The following is a 16,711-nucleotide window of genomic DNA, read 5'->3' as shown; positions in this document are numbered from 1 at the left end:
GGAGCAATACATGCCCTGATCAATCATTCCCCTTGACAACCATATCCCCATACAAGTCCGGATGGAGCCAACGGGTCGCGCGATTGCGCGCCCGATGACAGGCTCCGCGCAATCCGGGAGCGGTGCCGCAGGCGGATCGGCCTGCCCCGGGCTACCGCGCCCGCCGCACCCGGACGTACAGTGCGCCTTCGCCGCCATGGCCGATATGGGCTTCCTCGAAGCCGACCACCAGCGAACGGAATTCCGGCAGGCCGAGCCATTGCGGCACCTGACGGCGCAACACGCCGCGCTCGGACTCAGCGCCCACCTTGCCCTTGCCGGTAATGATGAGCACGAAGGTCAGCCCATCATGATGGGCGCGCTGCAGGAAACCGAACAGCGCGCGATGCGCGCGCGTCTGCGTCATGCCGTGCAAATCTAGCCGGGCGTCGATCTCCTTGCGGCCACGCGACAGATGCGACCGCTCGCGGCGGCCGATCGGCGCCAGCGGCGGCGGCTCCGGTTTTGAGGGAGCAACGATTCGCGCCGGCGCATCGTGCCTCGGCGCAGCGGCCGGTTTCGACGCGACTTTGGGATCAGCGTCCGTCGAGGCGGCCGATGGCTTTGCGATGCGGTGCCGTTTGCGCAACGGCTTGATCTGCTTGGCGACGTTCTCCCACAGCGCGCGCTCCTCCTCGCTCAGGCCACGCTTGCGTCGCGGCGGCTCCGGCAGTTCGGGAATCAAGCTCGACGGCCGGCGTTTCATCGACGATGGCGATAACGGCGCAAATGACGCTGATGCGGCTTTACGGAAACCGCTTCAACCTTCGGCCGCGGCTCGGGAAGCGGCACCGGCTTGGCCACGGCTGCCTGGATGGCCGCGGCTTGCGAAGGCCCGGCCGCGGGCGTCGTCGCCGGTTTGATATTCGTCCCCGCAGTAACGTCGGACGGCTTTTCGATGCCCTTCTGCTCCCTGGACGGATCCTTCGACGGAGCAGTTTGCGGGAACAGTTTTGCGATCTTCTCCGACGGCCGCTCGTCAGGCACCGGCATCTTGCGGCCGCGCGCCGCCGGATCGAGGCTCTTCGGCACCAGGATGACAAAGCGGGCATTGTGGCGGAGGCGGCCGGACACCTTGCCGGCTTCAAGGCCGGCGCCGAAATAGAGATCGGCGCGCGCGGGTCCGACGATGGCGGAGCCGGTGTCCTGCGCGATCATCAGCCGCCGGAACGGCGTCTTCGATCGCTCAGATTCGATCGGCAGTTCGCCTTCGATGAAGAACGGCGTGCCATAGACGTGCAGCGATTTGTCGACCGCGATCGACCGGCCCGGCGTCAGCGGCACGCCCTGGGCACCAACCGCTTCGTCCTTGTCGGAAAGCTGCACTTCGCGGAAAAAGATATAGGACTTGTTCTGCCGCCGCAGTTCATCGGCCTCATTAGGATTCTGCTCCATCCATTCCCGGATCTTCTGCATCGACATCTGATCCTTGGGGATGATGTTGCGCTCGATCAAGATGCGGCCGACCGGCGTATAGGGATAGCCATTATGGGCGTCGTAATTGATGCGAACGGTCGAGCCGTCGTCGAGGCTGACCCGCGCCGAACCCTGGATCTGCGAAAACAGCAGGTCGGTCTGGTCCTTCAGCCAGCAGATTTCGAGCCCGCGGTCGGCAATCGCACCGTCCTCGATCTCGGCGCGATCGTAATAGGGCACCAGCTTACGGCGGCCGATCTTGCGGAATACCTGGCCCTTGTTGGGCAAGCCGGCCGAGCTCTGTGTGGTGCCGCGGACGAACAGATTGGACGGCCGGCGATAGACCGGCACCTTGTAGACCTCGTTCTCCGTGCGCGAGCCGTCGACGATCGGCTCGTAATAGCCGGTGACAAAACCCTCGCCTTCGCCAAGCCGCGAAATGCGCAAGGGGAGGAAATGCTCCTCGAAGAAAGCCCTGGCCTTCGCACCGTCGGCTAGCTCGAGCCCCCTGGCGATACGGCAGGGATCGCGCAGCGAGGTGCCGAGTGCCTTCGGATCGGCAGGCGGCTTTTGCTGCGCCGATATCGGCCTGCAGCTTACGCGAAATGCCTTGTAGGCGGCGAGATGATCGTCCTCGCTCCAGCCCGCGATCTCGGACCAGGCGGCCGGTGCATACTGGCCGCCGTTAATCTGAAACGGAAATTCAAGCTGTGGGTATGGCAGGTGACGGACGGACGGCGGATGCAAAGGCTTTTGCGAACGCACGTGACGCCCCGCAAGGGCATCCACCGGAGCTAGCGAACACGCCAAAGCGAACACGCCAAACGCGAGCCCGGCAAGGCGTCGCGCGTCAGGCCGCGCTTCCGGTGCCAACCAGCTTCCAGTTCGGATCGCGAGAGCTCGTGTCGCGGGCAAATGTCCAGACATCGGTGATATCGGCGACCTTATCGGGGTTGCCATCGACGATGGCGCCGGTCTTGTCGCGGGTGACCGAGATCATCTGCGACACGAAACGAACTGTCAGTTGCGCCGAGCGGTCGCGGGCTTCCGCGCCCACCAGCTCGGCCTTGTCGATCGAAACAAACCGCGTTTCGGTTTTTTGCTCGTGTTTCTCGCGATCCTTGATCACGGCCTCGAAGCTCTCATAGACCTCGCTCGACAAGAGATCCTTCAGCGCGCGGCGGTCGCCATTGGCAAACGCCAGCACGATCATCTCGTAGGCGCCGCGGGCGCCGGAGAGGAAGTGTCGCGGATCGAACGAGGAGTCCTGGGTGGCAATGGCATCAAGGCCTCCGGCGAGCGGCGTGCCCGGCTCGGCAATGCCCTTCCAGCGATCGGCCGGCGCTACATCGGCGTTCGGCGCCAGCGGAGCCTGATCGATCACGGTGCCCGGCATCGGAACGACGTTCTTGTTGTCCTGCGTCCGTTGCGCGACGGTGGGCGCAGCCCGATCATAGGGCCGTTCGCTTCCGGTGCGCTGTCCGAGGACGCTGCGCAGGCGCAGGAAGATAAAGACCGCCAGCGCCAGGAAGATGATGGTGTAAATATCCACGTCGTATTCGCTTTCTCGTTCTAGCGCCGGCAACGGGCCCGGCGGGCGAGCGTTCCCTGATGATAGGCTCTCTTACTCGTTTTCCCTGAGAACGGCAGAGATTACATCATCGTTGAGACTGCAGCATGTAGGCATGAAACTGCGCCCGGCCAATGGCGCGTTTTGGCGCGGGCCAATTGTAGCGCGTTTTGACCGTAAGGGGAAACCCGATCGTGTCCGGAAATCACGCATATTCAATTATTTAGGATACATATTAGGCGCCCGCCCGGACGATATTAGGCATATCCGCCACAATTCGCCGTCGAGCGGGTCGGCCTTCGGCCCATCGTCCTTGTGGAACGAGGCGGGGCTATGATAGCCACTCGCCCGGAAAAGGCTTTTCCGCCTATCGAATGAATTCAGACGAACCCGGGCTGCGCTCGCGAGCGCTTCAGGAGAGAGTTTCATGACCAACGGCAACGGCGCGCCTCCCGAACAGGCCCCTCCCCAGCTCAACGTGCTGGCCCAGTACACCAAGGATCTGTCGTTCGAGAATCCGAACGCCCCCTCCTCCCTGGCGCCACAACAGCAGCAGCCGGCGATCAACATCCAGATCAACGTTTCCGCCAATAATCTGTCGGAAAACGAGTTCGAAGTGACGCTCTCGATCGAGGGCAAGGCTGAAAATGCCGGCAAGGTGATGTTCAGCTTCGAACTCGCCTATGCCGGCGTGTTCCGCATCGTCAACGTGCCGAAGGAAAACCTGCACCCGTTGGTGATGATTGAGTGCCCGCGGCTGTTGTTCCCGTTCGCGCGCGAGATCATTGCGACGGCAGTGCGCGACGGCGGCTTCCCGCCCCTGATGCTCGATCCAGTCGATTTCGTCGGTCTCTACCGCCAGAACATGGAGCGGCAGGCTGCGGCACAGGCTGCTTCAGGCGCCAAGCCAAGCTAAAGCCGAATTCAAGCAGCCCAGCGGCCAAAAGCCGCTAGACCGCTGCCGGCAGAAAATCGTTCCAGATCGGCTTGTCGCCCAAAGTGGCGATGAAGGCGCGATGGGCCTCGCGGTCCACCTCGGTGATTCGTGGCGCCAGCGGCACCTCGCGCTGCCGGCGCGGCGTGTCACCAACCCCGCTGGTAATCGTGACCCGGGTTTCCGACGCCAGGATCAGTTGTGACTGCCGAGCCCCGATCAGGTCGATATAGACTTCGGCCAGCAGTTCGGCGTCGAGTAGCGCGCCGTGCTTGGTGCGGCGGGAATTGTCGATCGCATAGCGCGAGCAGAGATCGTCCAGCCGATTCGACACGCCGGGATGCTTGCGTCGCGCCAATAACAACGTATCCACCAGCCGTTCGCGCGAAATAGCCACCCGCTTAACGCGGTCCAGCTCGGCATTGATGAAGCTGATGTCGAACGAGGCGTTGTGGATCACCAGCGGCGCGTCGCCAATAAATTCCAGGAACTCCTCAACCACTTCGGTGAACAGCGGCTTGCTGGCGAGGAACTCCGTGGACAGGCCGTGCACGGCAAAGGCTTCCGCCGGCATGTCACGCTCGGGATTGATGTAGCGGTGAAACGTCTGCCCGGTCGGCATGCGGTTGAAGATTTCGATGCAGCCGATCTCGACCAGCCGGTCGCCGCGCAGCGGGTCGAGGCCTGTGGTTTCGGTATCGAGAACGATTTCGCGCATGGATTTCTGGGAACCGGAGCGTAAGGCGAATCAAGTCCGCCGCTGCGGCATCTTAACGACCTCGACCAGAATGTCTCGGATGGCTGTGCGCACCGGGTCCAATCCATGCGACGTATCCACCACGAAATCCGCGCGCTTGCGCTTTTCGGCATCGGGCAGTTGCCGCGCCAGAATGGCGTCGAGCGCCTCATTGGTCATAGTGCCGCGCGCGAGAATGCGCTCGCGCTGGGTCGCCGGATCGGTGCTGACCACGACGACGGCATCGACGCGTTTCTCGCCGCCGGTTTCGAACAACAACGGGATATCCATCACCACGACCGGCGCCCCGGATCTCTCGGCATCATCGAGGAATTTCTGGCGGGAGGCGCCGAGCATCGGGTGAACGATCTGCTCGAGCCGCTTGATGGCGGCGGGGTCGTGCACCACCTTGGCGGACAGCTTTGCGCGATCGACCTTGCCACCGACCGTCGTGCCGGGAAACGCCGCTTCGATCGCGGGCGCCGCCTCGTCTTCATAGATTTTATGAACTGCCGCATCGGCGTCGTAGACCGGAACGCCCGCCTCGCTGAACAATTTGGCGGTGGTGGATTTTCCCATCCCGATCGAGCCGGTCAGTCCGAGAATCCGCATCAGATCGCCGTTTCCATTCTAGACATTGAGCTGGCCCTCGCCGCGCAGGAACGCCAGCAACGGCAACAATGGCAGGCCGAGAATGGTGAAATGGTCGCCCTCGATACGCTCAAACAAATGTACTCCGAGCCCTTCGAGCTGATAGGCGCCGACGCTGGTCGTTACCGCCTGCCCGGCCTGATCCAGATAGGCTTCGATCTCGCTTTCGTCCAAACGCCGCATCGTCATTCCGGCAACGCTGACATCGGAAAACACTATCTTGCCGTCGCGGGCCGCCGCAACGGCCGAATGCAGCTCGTGCGTATGGCCGGCAAGCAGCCGTAGCTGCTCTGCGGCCTGAGCGCGGCCCGCCGGCTTGCTGAACAGCCGGTTTCCCAAAGCCAGCGTCTGGTCGGCGCCGACGACGTAACGGCCAGGATTTTTCGACGACACGAACAACGCCTTCTCGCGCGCGAGGAGGCCTGCGATTTCGCCGGGCGCGGAAAGGCCGGAGTTCTCTTGCACGGATCGTTCGTCGATATCCGCGGGAACCGTATTGAAGGCAATGCCGGCGTTGGCGAGCAGCATCTGCCGTGCGCGGCTCTGTGAGGCCAATATCAGCGGCTCTTTTCCACGCCAGATGGTCATGGCGAAAACATCATTCGGGAAGCCGCTGCCGCTGGCGGTCGCTGAACAGTTTCATGACGGCTGCCGCCGTTTCCTCGATCGAGCGACGCGTCACGTCGAGCTGCGCCCAACTGAATTTGGCGCTCAATTTGCGCGCATGGGCAACCTCGTCGGCGACCGCCTGGCGATCGATGTAATCGTCATTGCCGGAGTCGGCCCCCATGCTCAACAGCCGATTTTGCCGGACCTGGATCAACCGCTCCGGCGTCGCATGGAGGCTGACGACCAACGGCTTCTTCAACGTCTCGAGCTGGTGCGGCAGCGGAATGCCCGGCACCAGCGGCACGTTCGCGGTACGGATGCCGCGGTTGGCAAGATAGATCGAAGTCGGCGTCTTCGAGGTGCGGGATACGCCGACCAAAACGACGTCCGCTTCTTCCAGGCCTTCGACGTGCTGCCCGTCGTCGTGCATCATGGTGTAGTTCAGAGCATCGATGCGCTTGAAATATTCTGCGTTCAGAACGTGCTGGGCGCCCACCCTGCCCGTCGTTGCCGCGCCAAGATAGGCTTCGAACAATTGCATCACCGGCCCGATAATGGAGAGGCTCGGGATATTGATGTCCTTGCACTTGGCTTCCAGCCGGCCGACCAGATCCTTTTCCAGGAGCGTAAAGAGCACGATGCCCGGCGCCTCCTCGATCTCGTCGAGCACGCGGTCGAGCTGCTTCTGGCTGCGCACCAGTGGATAGACATGCTCGACCGCCGTCACGTTGGCGTATTGCGCAGCCACCGCGCGCGCCACCGTGATCAAGGTCTCGCCGGTCGAATCCGAGACCAGATGAAGATGAAAATAATTGCCTATCGTGGGCACCAAAACCCCTGTGTATCCTGTGAATCCCTGTGGAGCTTAACCGAGATATCCGGTGCTGGATCGCCGCCTCAGGGATAACCCTTGTCTTTCTTCACAGGGCCTCACGAGAGGACAACTCCACGCGCTCGCGACAATGATAGTGAGAAGATGTGGATTTGTCTCTTGATAAGCTGGCCACAAACCGGCGCAAGCAATTGATGCAAGTGGCGTTATCCTGATGGTCCAGGATTCGGCCGAAACTGGTGATGGATGTGAACAAGCCTTTCAAAAAGGCGGGACCGTTTTGTGTGAGTCATAATCACGGTCACTTAGACTCAAACCTAAGATTCTAAAATTATTAGTTTAGAGAAGCGGAGCTTTGAGGATATGTCTCGCTCCCGCCACTGGCGGAGCTTTCTTCGCAACGTCGGAATGATCCGAACGTTCCAGGACTGGCAAGGTCGAGGCGACTGCAATGTATGAGTGGATCAAGGCGCTGCATGTGATTGCCGTCATCTCGTGGATGGCCGGCATGCTCTATCTGCCGCGGCTGTTCGTCTATCACTGCGAGACCGAGGTCGGATCGAAGCAGTCCGAGACCTTCAAGGTGATGGAATGGCGATTGCTGAAGATGATCATCAACCCTGCGATGATTATTACCTGGCTGGCTGGGCTTTATCTGGCCTGGAGCGGGCATTGGTACACGTCCGGCTGGTTTCACGCCAAGCTGACGCTGGTGCTGGTCCTGTCGGGTGTCCACGGCTTTTTTTCCCGCTGGGTCAAGGATTTTGCGGCCGACCGGAATACCAAAAGCCAAAAATTCTATCGTGTTATCAACGAGGTACCGACCGTCCTGATGATATTCATCGTCATCCTGGTGATCGTCAAGCCGTTCTAGCCGCAGCTTTCGTCGATCCGGCGGTTTCTCACCTGCTTGCGAAGCGGCAACTGATTTTCTATATTAGCGAAATCCCACCCCACGCAGGCGGATGTGGCTGCGTTCCGGTTTCTTCATTGGAGACCGGCCGCCGCATCAGGTTTGAAGCCTCACCGGCGCTTTCCTTGCTTAGACCTGCGGACCTTCCATTTTTCGTGTCCGCTTTTTTCTAAAGCCACCTCGCATCCCTTCAAAGACACTCCACAGGACCACCCCAATGCGGGAAATGAAACTCCAAGACCTCAAATCGAAAACGCCGGCCGAGCTTGTCTCGTTCGCCGAAGAGAGCGGGGTCGAAAATGCCAGCACCATGCGCAAGCAGGAGCTGATGTTCGCTATTCTCAAGCAACTCGCGATCCAGGAAATCGACATTATCGGTGAAGGCGTCGTCGAGGTTCTCTCCGACGGCTTCGGCTTTCTGCGCTCGCCCGATGCCAACTACCTGCCTGGCCCCGACGACATCTACGTCTCGCCGTCGCAGATCCGTCGCTTCGGCCTGCGCACCGGCGACACCATCGAAGGCCACATCCGCAGCCCGAAGGAAGGCGAACGCTATTTCGCGCTGCTCAAGGTCAACACGCTCAATTTCGAAGATCCGGAAAAGTCCAAGCACAAAGTCAATTTCGACAATTTGACTCCGCTGTTTCCGGACCAACGCTTCAGGCTCGAGCTCGAAGACCCCACGCGAAAAGACCTTTCTGCAAGGGTGATCGACATTGTAGCGCCAATCGGCAAAGGCCAGCGCGCCCTGATCGTGGCGCCGCCGCGCACCGGCAAGACGGTGCTGATGCAGAACATCGCGCACTCCATCACCGCCAATCATCCCGAATGCTATTTGATCGTGCTTCTGATCGACGAACGTCCGGAAGAAGTCACGGACATGCAGCGCTCGGTGAAGGGCGAGGTGGTGTCGTCGACCTTCGATGAACCGGCGGTGCGTCACGTCCAGGTCGCCGAGATGGTGATCGAAAAAGCCAAGCGCCTCGTTGAACACGGCCGCGATGTCGTAATCCTGCTCGACTCGATCACGCGCCTCGGCCGCGCCTACAACACCGTGGTGCCGTCATCCGGCAAGGTGTTGACCGGCGGTGTCGACGCCAACGCGCTGCAGCGGCCGAAGCGATTCTTTGGCGCTGCGCGAAATATCGAGGAGGGCGGTTCGCTCACGATCATCGCGACTGCGCTGGTCGATACCGGCAGCCGAATGGACGAAGTGATCTTCGAGGAGTTCAAGGGCACCGGTAACTCCGAACTGATCCTCGATCGCAAGGTCTCGGACAAGCGGACCTTCCCGGCGATCGACATCTCGCGCTCCGGCACCCGCAAGGAAGAGCTGATCACCGATCCGCAGCTCCTGAAGAAGATGTATGTGCTGCGCCGGATTCTCAATCCGATGGGCACGATGGACGCGATCGACTTCCTGCTCGACAAGCTCCGCAATACCAAGAACAACTCGGAGTTCTTCGATTCCATGAATACCTAAGCCGTCAGGCCGTGGCTTTGGGGAGGGCGTCTCGTACCACGAGGCGCCTTTTTCATGCGGTCGTCGCTGCGATGCGAATGCAGCATCGGAAAATCGGGCTTAGCGATCGCTTAACCATTTAAGCTATTGAATTTTATATGACTTATTTGGATCTGCAGGTCAGGGGAGAGCTCCTTTCCGGGTTTTGCAGCATTTTTGCCGTGCCCGTCCGCGGTAGACCAGCAGCATGGCTTGCAAATTCAGGTCCCGAATCGAATGGCGTTGCCTTTTCAAAACCTCCCGCACAAATAGGCCATGCATCCGCGGGACCAGACCATTTTTGCACTGTCGTCGGGCCGGCCACCGAGCGCGATTGCCTTGGTGCGCGTCTCGGGTTCGCGGGCCGGCAGGGTCATGGCCGGGCTTGCGGGCAAATTGCCATCGCCGCGAATGGCCACCCGCGCGCTGCTTAGGGATATCGGCCAGCGGCCGATCGATGATGCCGTGGTGTTGTGGTTCCCGGGCCCGGCCAGCGCGACCGGGGAAGACGTTGCGGAATTTCACGTCCATGGCGGGCGTGCGGTGCTGGCCGCGTTGTTCGCGGCGCTGTCTGGATTCGAAGACGTTCGTCCGGCCGAGCCCGGCGAATTTACCCGGCGCGCTTTCGAGAATGGCAAGCTCGATCTGACCGAAGCCGAAGGACTCGACGATCTCATCCACGCCGACACTGATCGGCAGCGGCGCCAGGCGCTGCGCCAATTGAAGGGGCTGCTGGGCGACAGAGCGCGCGACTGGCGCGCGCGGATCATCGAAGCGTCTGCCTTGATCGAAGCCGGGATCGATTTTTCTGATGAGGGCGACGTGCCGGCGGAGCTGATCGCACCGGCGTTGGCGAAGGTCAGAGCGCTGCTGGCTGAGATCGAGGAGGTCCTTGCAGGGCAGGGGCGGAGCGAGCGCCTGCGCGATGGGCTCGTTGTCGCGATCGCCGGCCCACCGAATGTCGGCAAGTCGACGCTGATGAATCAGCTCGCACGTCGTGAGGTCGCAATCGTGTCGCCGCATGCCGGCACCACGCGCGACGTCATCGAGGTGCAGCTCGACCTCGACGGCTATCCGGTGACGGTGATCGACACCGCGGGTATTCGGGCGACTGACGACCCGGTCGAGCAGGAGGGTGTTCGCCGCGCCCGCGCCCGGGCGGCGGATGCGGACCTCGTGCTGTGGCTTTCCGACTCGCCGCGGGAAGCGATCGATCACGATGGAGTCGCACCAATCTGGAAGGTGCGAAACAAGATCGATCTCCAGGAGGCGGGTCGGCCATTGGCCGAGGCCGAGCCGCCGGGGCCGGGAAGCTTCGAGATTTCGGCGAGCCGCGGCGACGGCGTGCCGGAGCTAATCGCTGCATTGGTCGGTTTCGCCCAGGGCTACTTTGGTGGCACCGACGGCGGACTGATCAGCCGAACCCGGCAAAGGAAACTCTTGCAAGAGACGGCGACCTCGCTTCGACGCAGTGTCGCAGTGGTTGGGCAGGGCGAGGAGCTGGCGGCTGAAGAACTTCGATTGGCGGCACACTCCCTGGGGAGGCTGCTCGGGCGTGTGGACGTCGAGGACATTCTCGACGCCATCTTCCGCGAGTTCTGTGTAGGTAAGTAGGACTTCCTTAACTATGCGGCCTGTTTCACGTGAAACATTGGCCGGTTCCGGGAGTCCTTGTTTCACGTGAAACAACCTCGGCAATTTCTCCTTCCGCGTTTTCCAACTCCAGGATAAAAGTCGCGCCATGATTTCCTTGGCGGACTCTTTTGATGTCATCGTCATTGGTGGCGGCCATGCCGGCTGTGAGGCCGCGAGCGCGGCTGCGCGCATGGGCGCCAAGACGGCGTTGGTGACCCACTCTTTTGCGACCGTGGGAGCGATGTCCTGCAATCCCGCCATCGGTGGTCTCGGCAAGGGCCATCTGGTCCGCGAGGTCGACGCCCTGGATGGCCTTATGGGCCGAGTGACCGATGCCGGAGGGATCCAGTTTCGGATGCTGAACCGTCGCAAGGGTCCGGCAGTCCGGGGGCCGCGGGCCCAGGCGGATCGCAAGCTTTATGCCGCGGCCATGCAGGGCGCGATCCGGGAGACTTCCAATCTCAGCGTGATCGAAGGCGAGGCGGATGAGCTGATAGTCTCGAACGGCCGGGTGACCGGCATTCGGCTAGGCGAGGGGCGTGAACTCTCCGCCGGGGCGGTGGTCATCACCACCGGGACCTTCCTGCGTGGTCTAATCCATCTCGGCGAGAAGAACTGGCCAGCCGGACGAGTCGGGGAAGCGCCGGCGATGGGGCTTTCGGTCTCGTTCGAGAGGGCTGGCTTTACGCTTGGACGACTGAAGACCGGCACGCCGCCGCGGTTGGATGGTTCGACCATCGACTGGTCTGCCGTCGAGATGCAGCCCGGCGATGACCCGCCGGAGCCGTTCTCGGTAATGACCGACCGGATCACGACGCCTCAAATCCAGTGCGGGATCACCCGGACAACGCCTGCGACCCATGAGGTGATCCGGGCCAACGTGCACCGCTCCCCAATGTATTCCGGCCAGATCAGAAGTAGCGGCCCGCGCTATTGTCCCTCGATCGAGGATAAGATCGTCCGGTTCGGCGATCGCGACGGCCATCAGATCTTCCTGGAGCCGGAAGGGCTCGACGACTCCACGGTCTATCCCAACGGCATCTCGACCTCGCTCCCGGAAGAAGTTCAGCTCGCGATCCTGGCGAGCATTCCCGGACTTGAGCGGGTGAAGATGGTCCGGCCGGGCTACGCCATTGAATACGACCATGTCGATCCCCGTGAACTTGAGCCGACGCTGCAGACCAAGCGCCTGCCGGGTCTTTTCCTGGCCGGACAGATCAACGGCACGACGGGATATGAAGAGGCTGCGGCTCAGGGAATTGTCGCAGGCCTCAACGCGGCCCTGGCGGCGGGCGGCGCCGATCCTATCGTGTTCGATCGGGCGGATGGCTATCTCGGTGTGATGATCGATGACCTCGTGACCCGGGGGATCACCGAGCCGTATCGGATGTTCACCTCACGGGCTGAGTATCGTCTGACCTTGCGGGCCGACAATGCCGACCAGCGCCTGACCGACAAGGGCATCGCTCTGGGCTGTATCGGACAGACGCGCTCGCAGCGGCATCGCGACAGGATGGCCGCCTTGGCTGCGGCCAAGTCATTGGCCAGGTCGCTGACGATCACTCCCAATGAAGCCGCCAAGCACGGGCTTGCGCTCAACAGGGATGGCCATCGCCGATCGGCGTTTGAGCTGCTGGCCTACCCGGAGATTGAATGGGTCGCGCTGCGCGGCATCTGGCCGGAGCTCTCGGCCATTGACCCGAGGATTGCTGTGCACCTTGAGATCGACGCAAAATACGATGTCTATCTCAAGCGCCAGATTGCCGACGTCGATGCCTTCAGGCGAGACGAGGGTTTGATCCTGACCGATATCGATTACGCCGATGTGCCCGGGCTCTCTAACGAGGCGCGCTCCAAGCTTGAGGCGGCGCGGCCGCGGACGGTTGGGCAGGCGGGCCGGCTCGATGGTTTGACGCCGGCGGCGCTGGGTATCTTGGCGGCGTATCTGCGTCGAGAGGCGCGGCGCAAAAATTCGCAGGCGACGGCGTAAACAATCTGTTTCACGTGAAACGGGGCAGGGCGAATCAAGGCGATCGTCATTGCGAGGAGCGCAAGCGACGAAGCAATACATCCTCCCCCTTTTTGCCGCGAGGGGATTGCTTCGCGGAGCCTGTCATCCGGCGGCGCTTCGCGCCGACCGGGTGGCTCGCAATGACGGCTGATGGCAGGCAGCATTCCAGATATGGGCAAAGTCCAATCCGTAGCTCTTCCCTCTGCAAACGACAAAGCAGCGGCGTTGGCTCTCACCCCCGTTTCACGTGAAACAGAGGCGCGGCTCGATCGCTACGTTAGTCTCCTCGTGGAGTGGCAGGCCAAAACCAATCTCGTCGCGCCATCGACGCTTTCGCATCTCTGGACCCGACACGTTGCCGATTCGCTTCAGCTCCTAGATCTTGCCTCCTCCGCGAAGATTTGGGTTGATCTTGGCAGCGGCGGAGGCTTCCCGGGCGTGGTGCTCGCCTGTGCGTTGGCCGAGACGCCGGGCGCCAACGTCCATTTGGTCGAGCGCAATGCCAAGAAAGCAGCCTTCCTGCGCGAGGCAGTCCGCATAACTTCTGCGACCGCGACCGTGCATTTGGCGGGGATAGGGGATATTGTGGATAGAATCGGCAGCCGCGTCGATTGCATCACTGCGCGGGCGCTGGCTCCGTTACATCAGCTTGTCGGTTTCGCGGAACCGTTTGTAAGGAGTGGTGCTAAGGCGCTGTTTCTTAAGGGCCAAGATGTAGAGGCTGAATTGACTGAAGCCACTAAATATTGGAATATTGAACCGCGACTCCATTCCAGCCGCACGGGCGGGCACGGCTGGATCGTCGAACTCGATCGGATCGAGCGGCGCAACCCCTCCGCGATCACACATGGCGATCGGGCATGAGCGAATTAGATCAATTATATCAAGAAGATAGGGATCCTACTCCACCGCCGCATCCACGCATCCTGTCGCTCGCGAACCAGAAGGGCGGCGTCGGCAAGACCACCACAGCGATCAATCTGGGCACCGCACTCGCCGCGATTGGCGAGCGAGTCCTGATCGTCGATCTCGATCCGCAGGGCAATGCCTCTACGGGTCTCGGCATCGATCGCCGTAACCGCAACTGCTCGACCTACGACGTGCTGATCGGCGAAGCGCCGTTGCGTGACGCAGTGGTTGCCACCGCGGTGCCGCGGCTGCACATCGCCTCCTCGACCATGGATCTGTCGGGCCTCGAGCTCGAACTCGGCACGACGCCCGGCCGCGCATTCCGCCTGCGCGATGCGATCGCCGCGCTGAACAAGAACGCTGCGCCGGACACCGATTACACCTATGTGCTGATCGATTGCCCGCCGTCGCTGAATCTTCTCACGGTCAACGCGATGGCGGCATCCGACGCGATCCTGGTGCCGCTGCAATGCGAGTTCTTCGCGCTCGAAGGTCTGTCGCAATTGCTGCAGACGGTGGAGCAGGTGCGCTCGACGCTCAATCCGAACCTGTCGATCCACGGCATCGTGCTGACGATGTTCGACTCGCGCAACAACCTGTCGAACCAGGTCGTCGCCGACGTACGGCAGTTCATGGGCGGCAAGGTCTACGACACCATGATCCCCCGCAACGTGCGCATCTCCGAGGCGCCGTCCTACGGCAAGCCGGTGCTGGTCTACGATCTCAAATGCGTCGGCAGCGAAGCGTATCTGAAGCTGGCGACGGAAGTGATCCAGCGCGAGCGCGAGCTGAGAACGCATTGAACGAAATGTAGGATGGGTTGAGCGCAGCGATACCCATCACGATGCGCGACGAAGATGATGGGTTTCGCTTCGCTCTACCCATCCTACGGCAAAGACAAAAGTTTCAATTCCGGAGTACTGAAGTGAATCCTAGGGAGTTGGCGGCGATGGCCGACGAAACGCGTTCGCGACTGGGTCGTGGTCTCGCAAGTCTGATCGGGGATGTCGGCGGCGAGGCCGCGCATGTCGAACGGCCGCGCAACCAGCGCAAGGTGCCGATCGAATTCCTCAAGCCCAATCCACGAAATCCGCGCCGGACCTTTTCCGATACCGAACTCGGCGAGCTCGCCTCCTCGGTCAAGCAGCACGGCGTGATCCAGCCGATCGTGGTGCGTCCGGTGAAGGGCGCGCAGGATCGCTACGAGATCATCGCCGGCGAACGGCGCTGGCGCGCCGCGCAACTCGCCAGCCTGCACGAAGTCCCGATCGTTCCGATCGACGTCAGCGACAGCGACGCGCTCGAGATCATGATCATCGAGAACGTGCAGCGCGAAGACCTCAATGCGATGGAAGAGGCGCAGGGCTATCACGCGCTGGCCGACGAATTCAAACGCAGCCAGGAAGACATCGCCAGGGAAGTCGGCAAGAGCCGCAGCCATGTCGCCAACATGATGCGGCTGACGAAGCTGCCGGCGGAGGTGCAGGCCTTTATCTCCAATGGCCAATTGTCGGCGGGACACGCCCGCGCCCTGATCGGCGTGCCCGATCCGCTGGCCGCGGCGAAACGCATTGTCGAGGAGGGGTTGAACGTACGCCAGACCGAGGCGCTGGCGCATGAGGAGGGTGTCCCGGAACGCAAGCCGCAAAAGGCGAGGGGCGGTGGCGGCGGGAAGGTTAAGGATCCCGACACGATCGCGCTGGAAAAGCGCGTCAGCGATGCACTCGGTCTTACCGTGACCGTCAACCACCGCGACCCCGGCGGCTCCGTCCAGATCAGCTATCGCAACCTCGAACAGCTCGACGAGGTGATGCGGCGGTTGACGAAGGGGGGCTAAGCCGGCCCCATCCTGCTTTGCATGGGGTTGTTTTCGCGATTTTGTTGCCGGCGCGCGCCGCAAGAGCGGAGCGAGGGAGAAGAGCTACCCCCGCCGCTTCGCGTTTACCGCGATCGAGAGCAGTGTGCGTAGTCCGATGGCGGACGCCAGCGAGGCCTGTTTGCGCATGTCGAGGGCGGCCGTTCCGAGCTGGTCGATGATGGCGGCCAGTCGTGCCGTGTTGAAATTGCGCAGCGCGATTTCGACGGCGCCCTTGCGCGAGAAATGCAGGCGCGGATAGCCGCTTTCGAGCAGGGTCGAGACCGGCGTGCCTTCAGCCACCGCAAGCGCCGATTTGTGCAGCCATGCCGCCTGGCGCTGCGCGGCGGAGATGATCACGCCTGGATAGGTACCGGCGACCATGGCCTTCGCAAATTCGCTTTCGACCAGATCCGGCTTGCCCGCAAAGGCACCGTCCACGATCGGGTCGAGCTTCAGTTCGGACGCGTCAGACACGACGGTCATGACATCATCGAGCGCGATCTCGCCCTTGCCGTGGGCGTAGAGTGCCAGCTTGCGAAGCTCGTTGCGCGAAGCCTGGCGGTCGCCGCCGAGCAACGACATCAGCACCGCGCGGGCATCCGAGGCGATGCGCAAATTGGAAGTCCGCAATTCCTCGTCGATCAATCTGGCGAGGTCACGCTCGGTGTCGGGATAGCAGGCGATGGCGACCGCGGTCTTGGCGCGCTCGCAGGCCTTGCGCAGCGGCGATTCCGGCCGCAACTCGCCGGCCTCGATCACAATGCGGCAATCCTTCACCGGCGTATCGGCCAGCGTATCGATACCGCCAGCGAAATTGCGCGAGCCGGCGCGCACGCGAATGGCGCGGCGGCCGCCGAACATCGGTATCGTCATGGCCTCATCGACCAGCCGCGACGGTTCGGCCGACAGCTCGTCGCCGTCCAATCGCACCAGCGAGAAGGGATCGTTGGGATCGTCGACGGCGGACGCCATTAGCGCATCGGCACGCTCGCGGACCAGGCCGGCATCCGGACCGTAAAGCAGGATGATCGGGCGGCCGGGGTCGGGCCGGGCAAGAAAAGCGTCGATGTCTTTTCCGCGGAGCGCGACCAACGGGA

16 protein-coding genes are annotated in these 16,711 nt (G+C 62.0%); 8 read left to right on the top strand and 8 right to left on the bottom strand.

What is annotated here, in order from left to right; all coding sequences use genetic code 11:
* Positions 1 to 151: 151 nt before the first annotated feature.
* The 3 genes from CP49_RS30185 to CP49_RS30175 are packed head-to-tail and all read right to left on the bottom strand — an operon-like array spanning position 152 to position 3,007.
* On the bottom strand, positions 152 to 745 hold the full coding sequence (locus tag CP49_RS30185; RefSeq protein WP_057853770.1) for a Smr/MutS family protein: 594 nt from the start codon (positions 743 to 745) through the stop codon (positions 152 to 154).
* On the bottom strand, positions 742 to 2,382 hold the full coding sequence (gene mltA / locus CP49_RS30180; RefSeq protein ID WP_082646322.1) for a murein transglycosylase A: 1,641 nt from the start codon (positions 2,380 to 2,382) through the stop codon (positions 742 to 744). Before mltA ends, CP49_RS30185 begins: the two co-directional genes overlap by 4 nt.
* On the bottom strand, positions 2,306 to 3,007 hold the full coding sequence (locus CP49_RS30175) for a Tim44/TimA family putative adaptor protein (RefSeq protein WP_057853769.1): 702 nt from the start codon (positions 3,005 to 3,007) through the stop codon (positions 2,306 to 2,308). Before CP49_RS30175 ends, mltA begins: the two co-directional genes overlap by 77 nt.
* 445 nt (positions 3,008 to 3,452) lie before the next feature.
* Here CP49_RS30175 and secB point away from each other — a divergent pair, with 445 nt between their 5' ends.
* The gene (gene secB, locus CP49_RS30170) at positions 3,453 to 3,941 is read left to right on the top strand and encodes a protein-export chaperone SecB (RefSeq protein WP_057853768.1); all 489 of its coding nucleotides are present in this window, start codon (positions 3,453 to 3,455) and stop codon (positions 3,939 to 3,941) included.
* 34 nt (positions 3,942 to 3,975) lie between these two features.
* Here secB and dnaQ read toward each other — a convergent pair whose 3' ends face one another.
* Genes dnaQ through CP49_RS30150 form a run of 4 tightly spaced genes read right to left on the bottom strand, consistent with a single transcriptional unit; the run spans position 3,976 to position 6,784 of the window.
* Positions 3,976 to 4,677 carry a DNA polymerase III subunit epsilon gene (gene dnaQ, locus CP49_RS30165; RefSeq protein WP_057853767.1) on the bottom strand — a complete coding sequence of 234 codons (702 nt, stop codon included), beginning with the start codon at positions 4,675 to 4,677 and terminating at the stop codon, positions 3,976 to 3,978.
* A gap of 30 nt (positions 4,678 to 4,707) precedes the next feature.
* Positions 4,708 to 5,307 carry a dephospho-CoA kinase gene (coaE, locus tag CP49_RS30160; protein ID WP_057853766.1) on the bottom strand — a complete coding sequence of 200 codons (600 nt, stop codon included), beginning with the start codon at positions 5,305 to 5,307 and terminating at the stop codon, positions 4,708 to 4,710.
* An 18-nt stretch (positions 5,308 to 5,325) separates the two neighbouring features.
* Positions 5,326 to 5,934 (bottom strand): Maf family protein, encoded by a 609-nt coding sequence (locus CP49_RS30155; RefSeq protein ID WP_057853765.1) that lies wholly within the window; start codon positions 5,932 to 5,934, stop codon positions 5,326 to 5,328.
* Positions 5,935 to 5,944: 10 nt separating this feature from the next.
* Positions 5,945 to 6,784, bottom strand: a complete 840-nt coding sequence (locus tag CP49_RS30150; RefSeq protein WP_057853775.1) for a pyruvate, water dikinase regulatory protein — start codon at positions 6,782 to 6,784, stop codon at positions 5,945 to 5,947.
* Between the two features lie 454 nt (positions 6,785 to 7,238).
* Between CP49_RS30150 and hemJ the strand changes: the two genes are divergently transcribed.
* From hemJ to CP49_RS30115, 7 genes are all read left to right on the top strand, one after another.
* Positions 7,239 to 7,661 carry a protoporphyrinogen oxidase HemJ gene (gene hemJ, locus CP49_RS30145; protein WP_057853764.1) on the top strand — a complete coding sequence of 141 codons (423 nt, stop codon included), beginning with the start codon at positions 7,239 to 7,241 and terminating at the stop codon, positions 7,659 to 7,661.
* Positions 7,662 to 7,917: 256 nt separating this feature from the next.
* The gene (rho, locus tag CP49_RS30140; protein ID WP_057853763.1) at positions 7,918 to 9,183 is read left to right on the top strand and encodes a transcription termination factor Rho; all 1,266 of its coding nucleotides are present in this window, start codon (positions 7,918 to 7,920) and stop codon (positions 9,181 to 9,183) included.
* Between the two features lie 294 nt (positions 9,184 to 9,477).
* Positions 9,478 to 10,815 (top strand): tRNA uridine-5-carboxymethylaminomethyl(34) synthesis GTPase MnmE, encoded by a 1,338-nt coding sequence (gene mnmE, locus CP49_RS30135; protein WP_057853762.1) that lies wholly within the window; start codon positions 9,478 to 9,480, stop codon positions 10,813 to 10,815.
* Between the two features lie 127 nt (positions 10,816 to 10,942).
* Positions 10,943 to 12,826 carry a tRNA uridine-5-carboxymethylaminomethyl(34) synthesis enzyme MnmG gene (gene mnmG, locus CP49_RS30130; protein ID WP_057853761.1) on the top strand — a complete coding sequence of 628 codons (1,884 nt, stop codon included), beginning with the start codon at positions 10,943 to 10,945 and terminating at the stop codon, positions 12,824 to 12,826.
* 192 nt (positions 12,827 to 13,018) lie between these two features.
* Positions 13,019 to 13,711 carry a 16S rRNA (guanine(527)-N(7))-methyltransferase RsmG gene (gene rsmG, locus CP49_RS30125; RefSeq protein WP_057853760.1) on the top strand — a complete coding sequence of 231 codons (693 nt, stop codon included), beginning with the start codon at positions 13,019 to 13,021 and terminating at the stop codon, positions 13,709 to 13,711.
* Entirely contained in the window at positions 13,708 to 14,559 is an 852-nt protein-coding gene (locus tag CP49_RS30120; RefSeq protein WP_057853759.1) for a ParA family protein, read from the top strand. The genes rsmG and CP49_RS30120 overlap by 4 nt, the downstream gene beginning before the upstream one ends.
* Positions 14,560 to 14,705: 146 nt before the next feature.
* Complete coding sequence (locus CP49_RS30115; RefSeq protein WP_057853774.1) at positions 14,706 to 15,593, top strand: ParB/RepB/Spo0J family partition protein; 888 nt, start codon at positions 14,706 to 14,708, stop codon at positions 15,591 to 15,593.
* An 84-nt stretch (positions 15,594 to 15,677) separates the two neighbouring features.
* Here CP49_RS30115 and holA read toward each other — a convergent pair whose 3' ends face one another.
* Positions 15,678 to 16,706, bottom strand: coding sequence for a DNA polymerase III subunit delta (gene holA, locus CP49_RS30110; RefSeq protein WP_057853758.1), 1,029 nt, complete (start codon positions 16,704 to 16,706; stop codon positions 15,678 to 15,680).
* Positions 16,707 to 16,711: the final 5 nt, after the last annotated feature.

It is taken from the genome of Bradyrhizobium valentinum (genome assembly GCF_001440405.1).
In the GTDB taxonomy this organism is placed as follows: domain Bacteria; phylum Pseudomonadota; class Alphaproteobacteria; order Rhizobiales; family Xanthobacteraceae; genus Bradyrhizobium; species Bradyrhizobium valentinum.
The sequence above is the reverse complement of the archived record's forward strand: the minus strand, read 5'-3'. Positions and strand labels throughout refer to the sequence as shown.

Excerpts from the sequence above, each read along its gene's own strand:
- CP49_RS30185 (WP_057853770.1), bottom strand. The coding sequence starts at position 745 with ATGAAACGCCGGCCGTCGAGCTTGATTCCCGAACTGCCGGAGCCGCCG.
- mltA (WP_082646322.1), bottom strand. The coding sequence starts at position 2,382 with ATGTCTGGACATTTGCCCGCGACACGAGCTCTCGCGATCCGAACTGGA.
- secB (WP_057853768.1), top strand. The coding sequence starts at position 3,453 with ATGACCAACGGCAACGGCGCGCCTCCCGAACAGGCCCCTCCCCAGCTC.
- dnaQ (WP_057853767.1), bottom strand. The coding sequence starts at position 4,677 with ATGCGCGAAATCGTTCTCGATACCGAAACCACAGGCCTCGACCCGCTG.
- coaE (WP_057853766.1), bottom strand. The coding sequence starts at position 5,307 with ATGCGGATTCTCGGACTGACCGGCTCGATCGGGATGGGAAAATCCACC.
- CP49_RS30155 (WP_057853765.1), bottom strand. The coding sequence starts at position 5,934 with ATGACCATCTGGCGTGGAAAAGAGCCGCTGATATTGGCCTCACAGAGC.
- hemJ (WP_057853764.1), top strand. The coding sequence starts at position 7,239 with ATGTATGAGTGGATCAAGGCGCTGCATGTGATTGCCGTCATCTCGTGG.
- rho (WP_057853763.1), top strand. The coding sequence starts at position 7,918 with ATGCGGGAAATGAAACTCCAAGACCTCAAATCGAAAACGCCGGCCGAG.
- mnmE (WP_057853762.1), top strand. The coding sequence starts at position 9,478 with ATGCATCCGCGGGACCAGACCATTTTTGCACTGTCGTCGGGCCGGCCA.
- mnmG (WP_057853761.1), top strand. The coding sequence starts at position 10,943 with ATGATTTCCTTGGCGGACTCTTTTGATGTCATCGTCATTGGTGGCGGC.
- rsmG (WP_057853760.1), top strand. The coding sequence starts at position 13,019 with ATGGGCAAAGTCCAATCCGTAGCTCTTCCCTCTGCAAACGACAAAGCA.
- CP49_RS30120 (WP_057853759.1), top strand. The coding sequence starts at position 13,708 with ATGAGCGAATTAGATCAATTATATCAAGAAGATAGGGATCCTACTCCA.
- CP49_RS30115 (WP_057853774.1), top strand. The coding sequence starts at position 14,706 with ATGGCCGACGAAACGCGTTCGCGACTGGGTCGTGGTCTCGCAAGTCTG.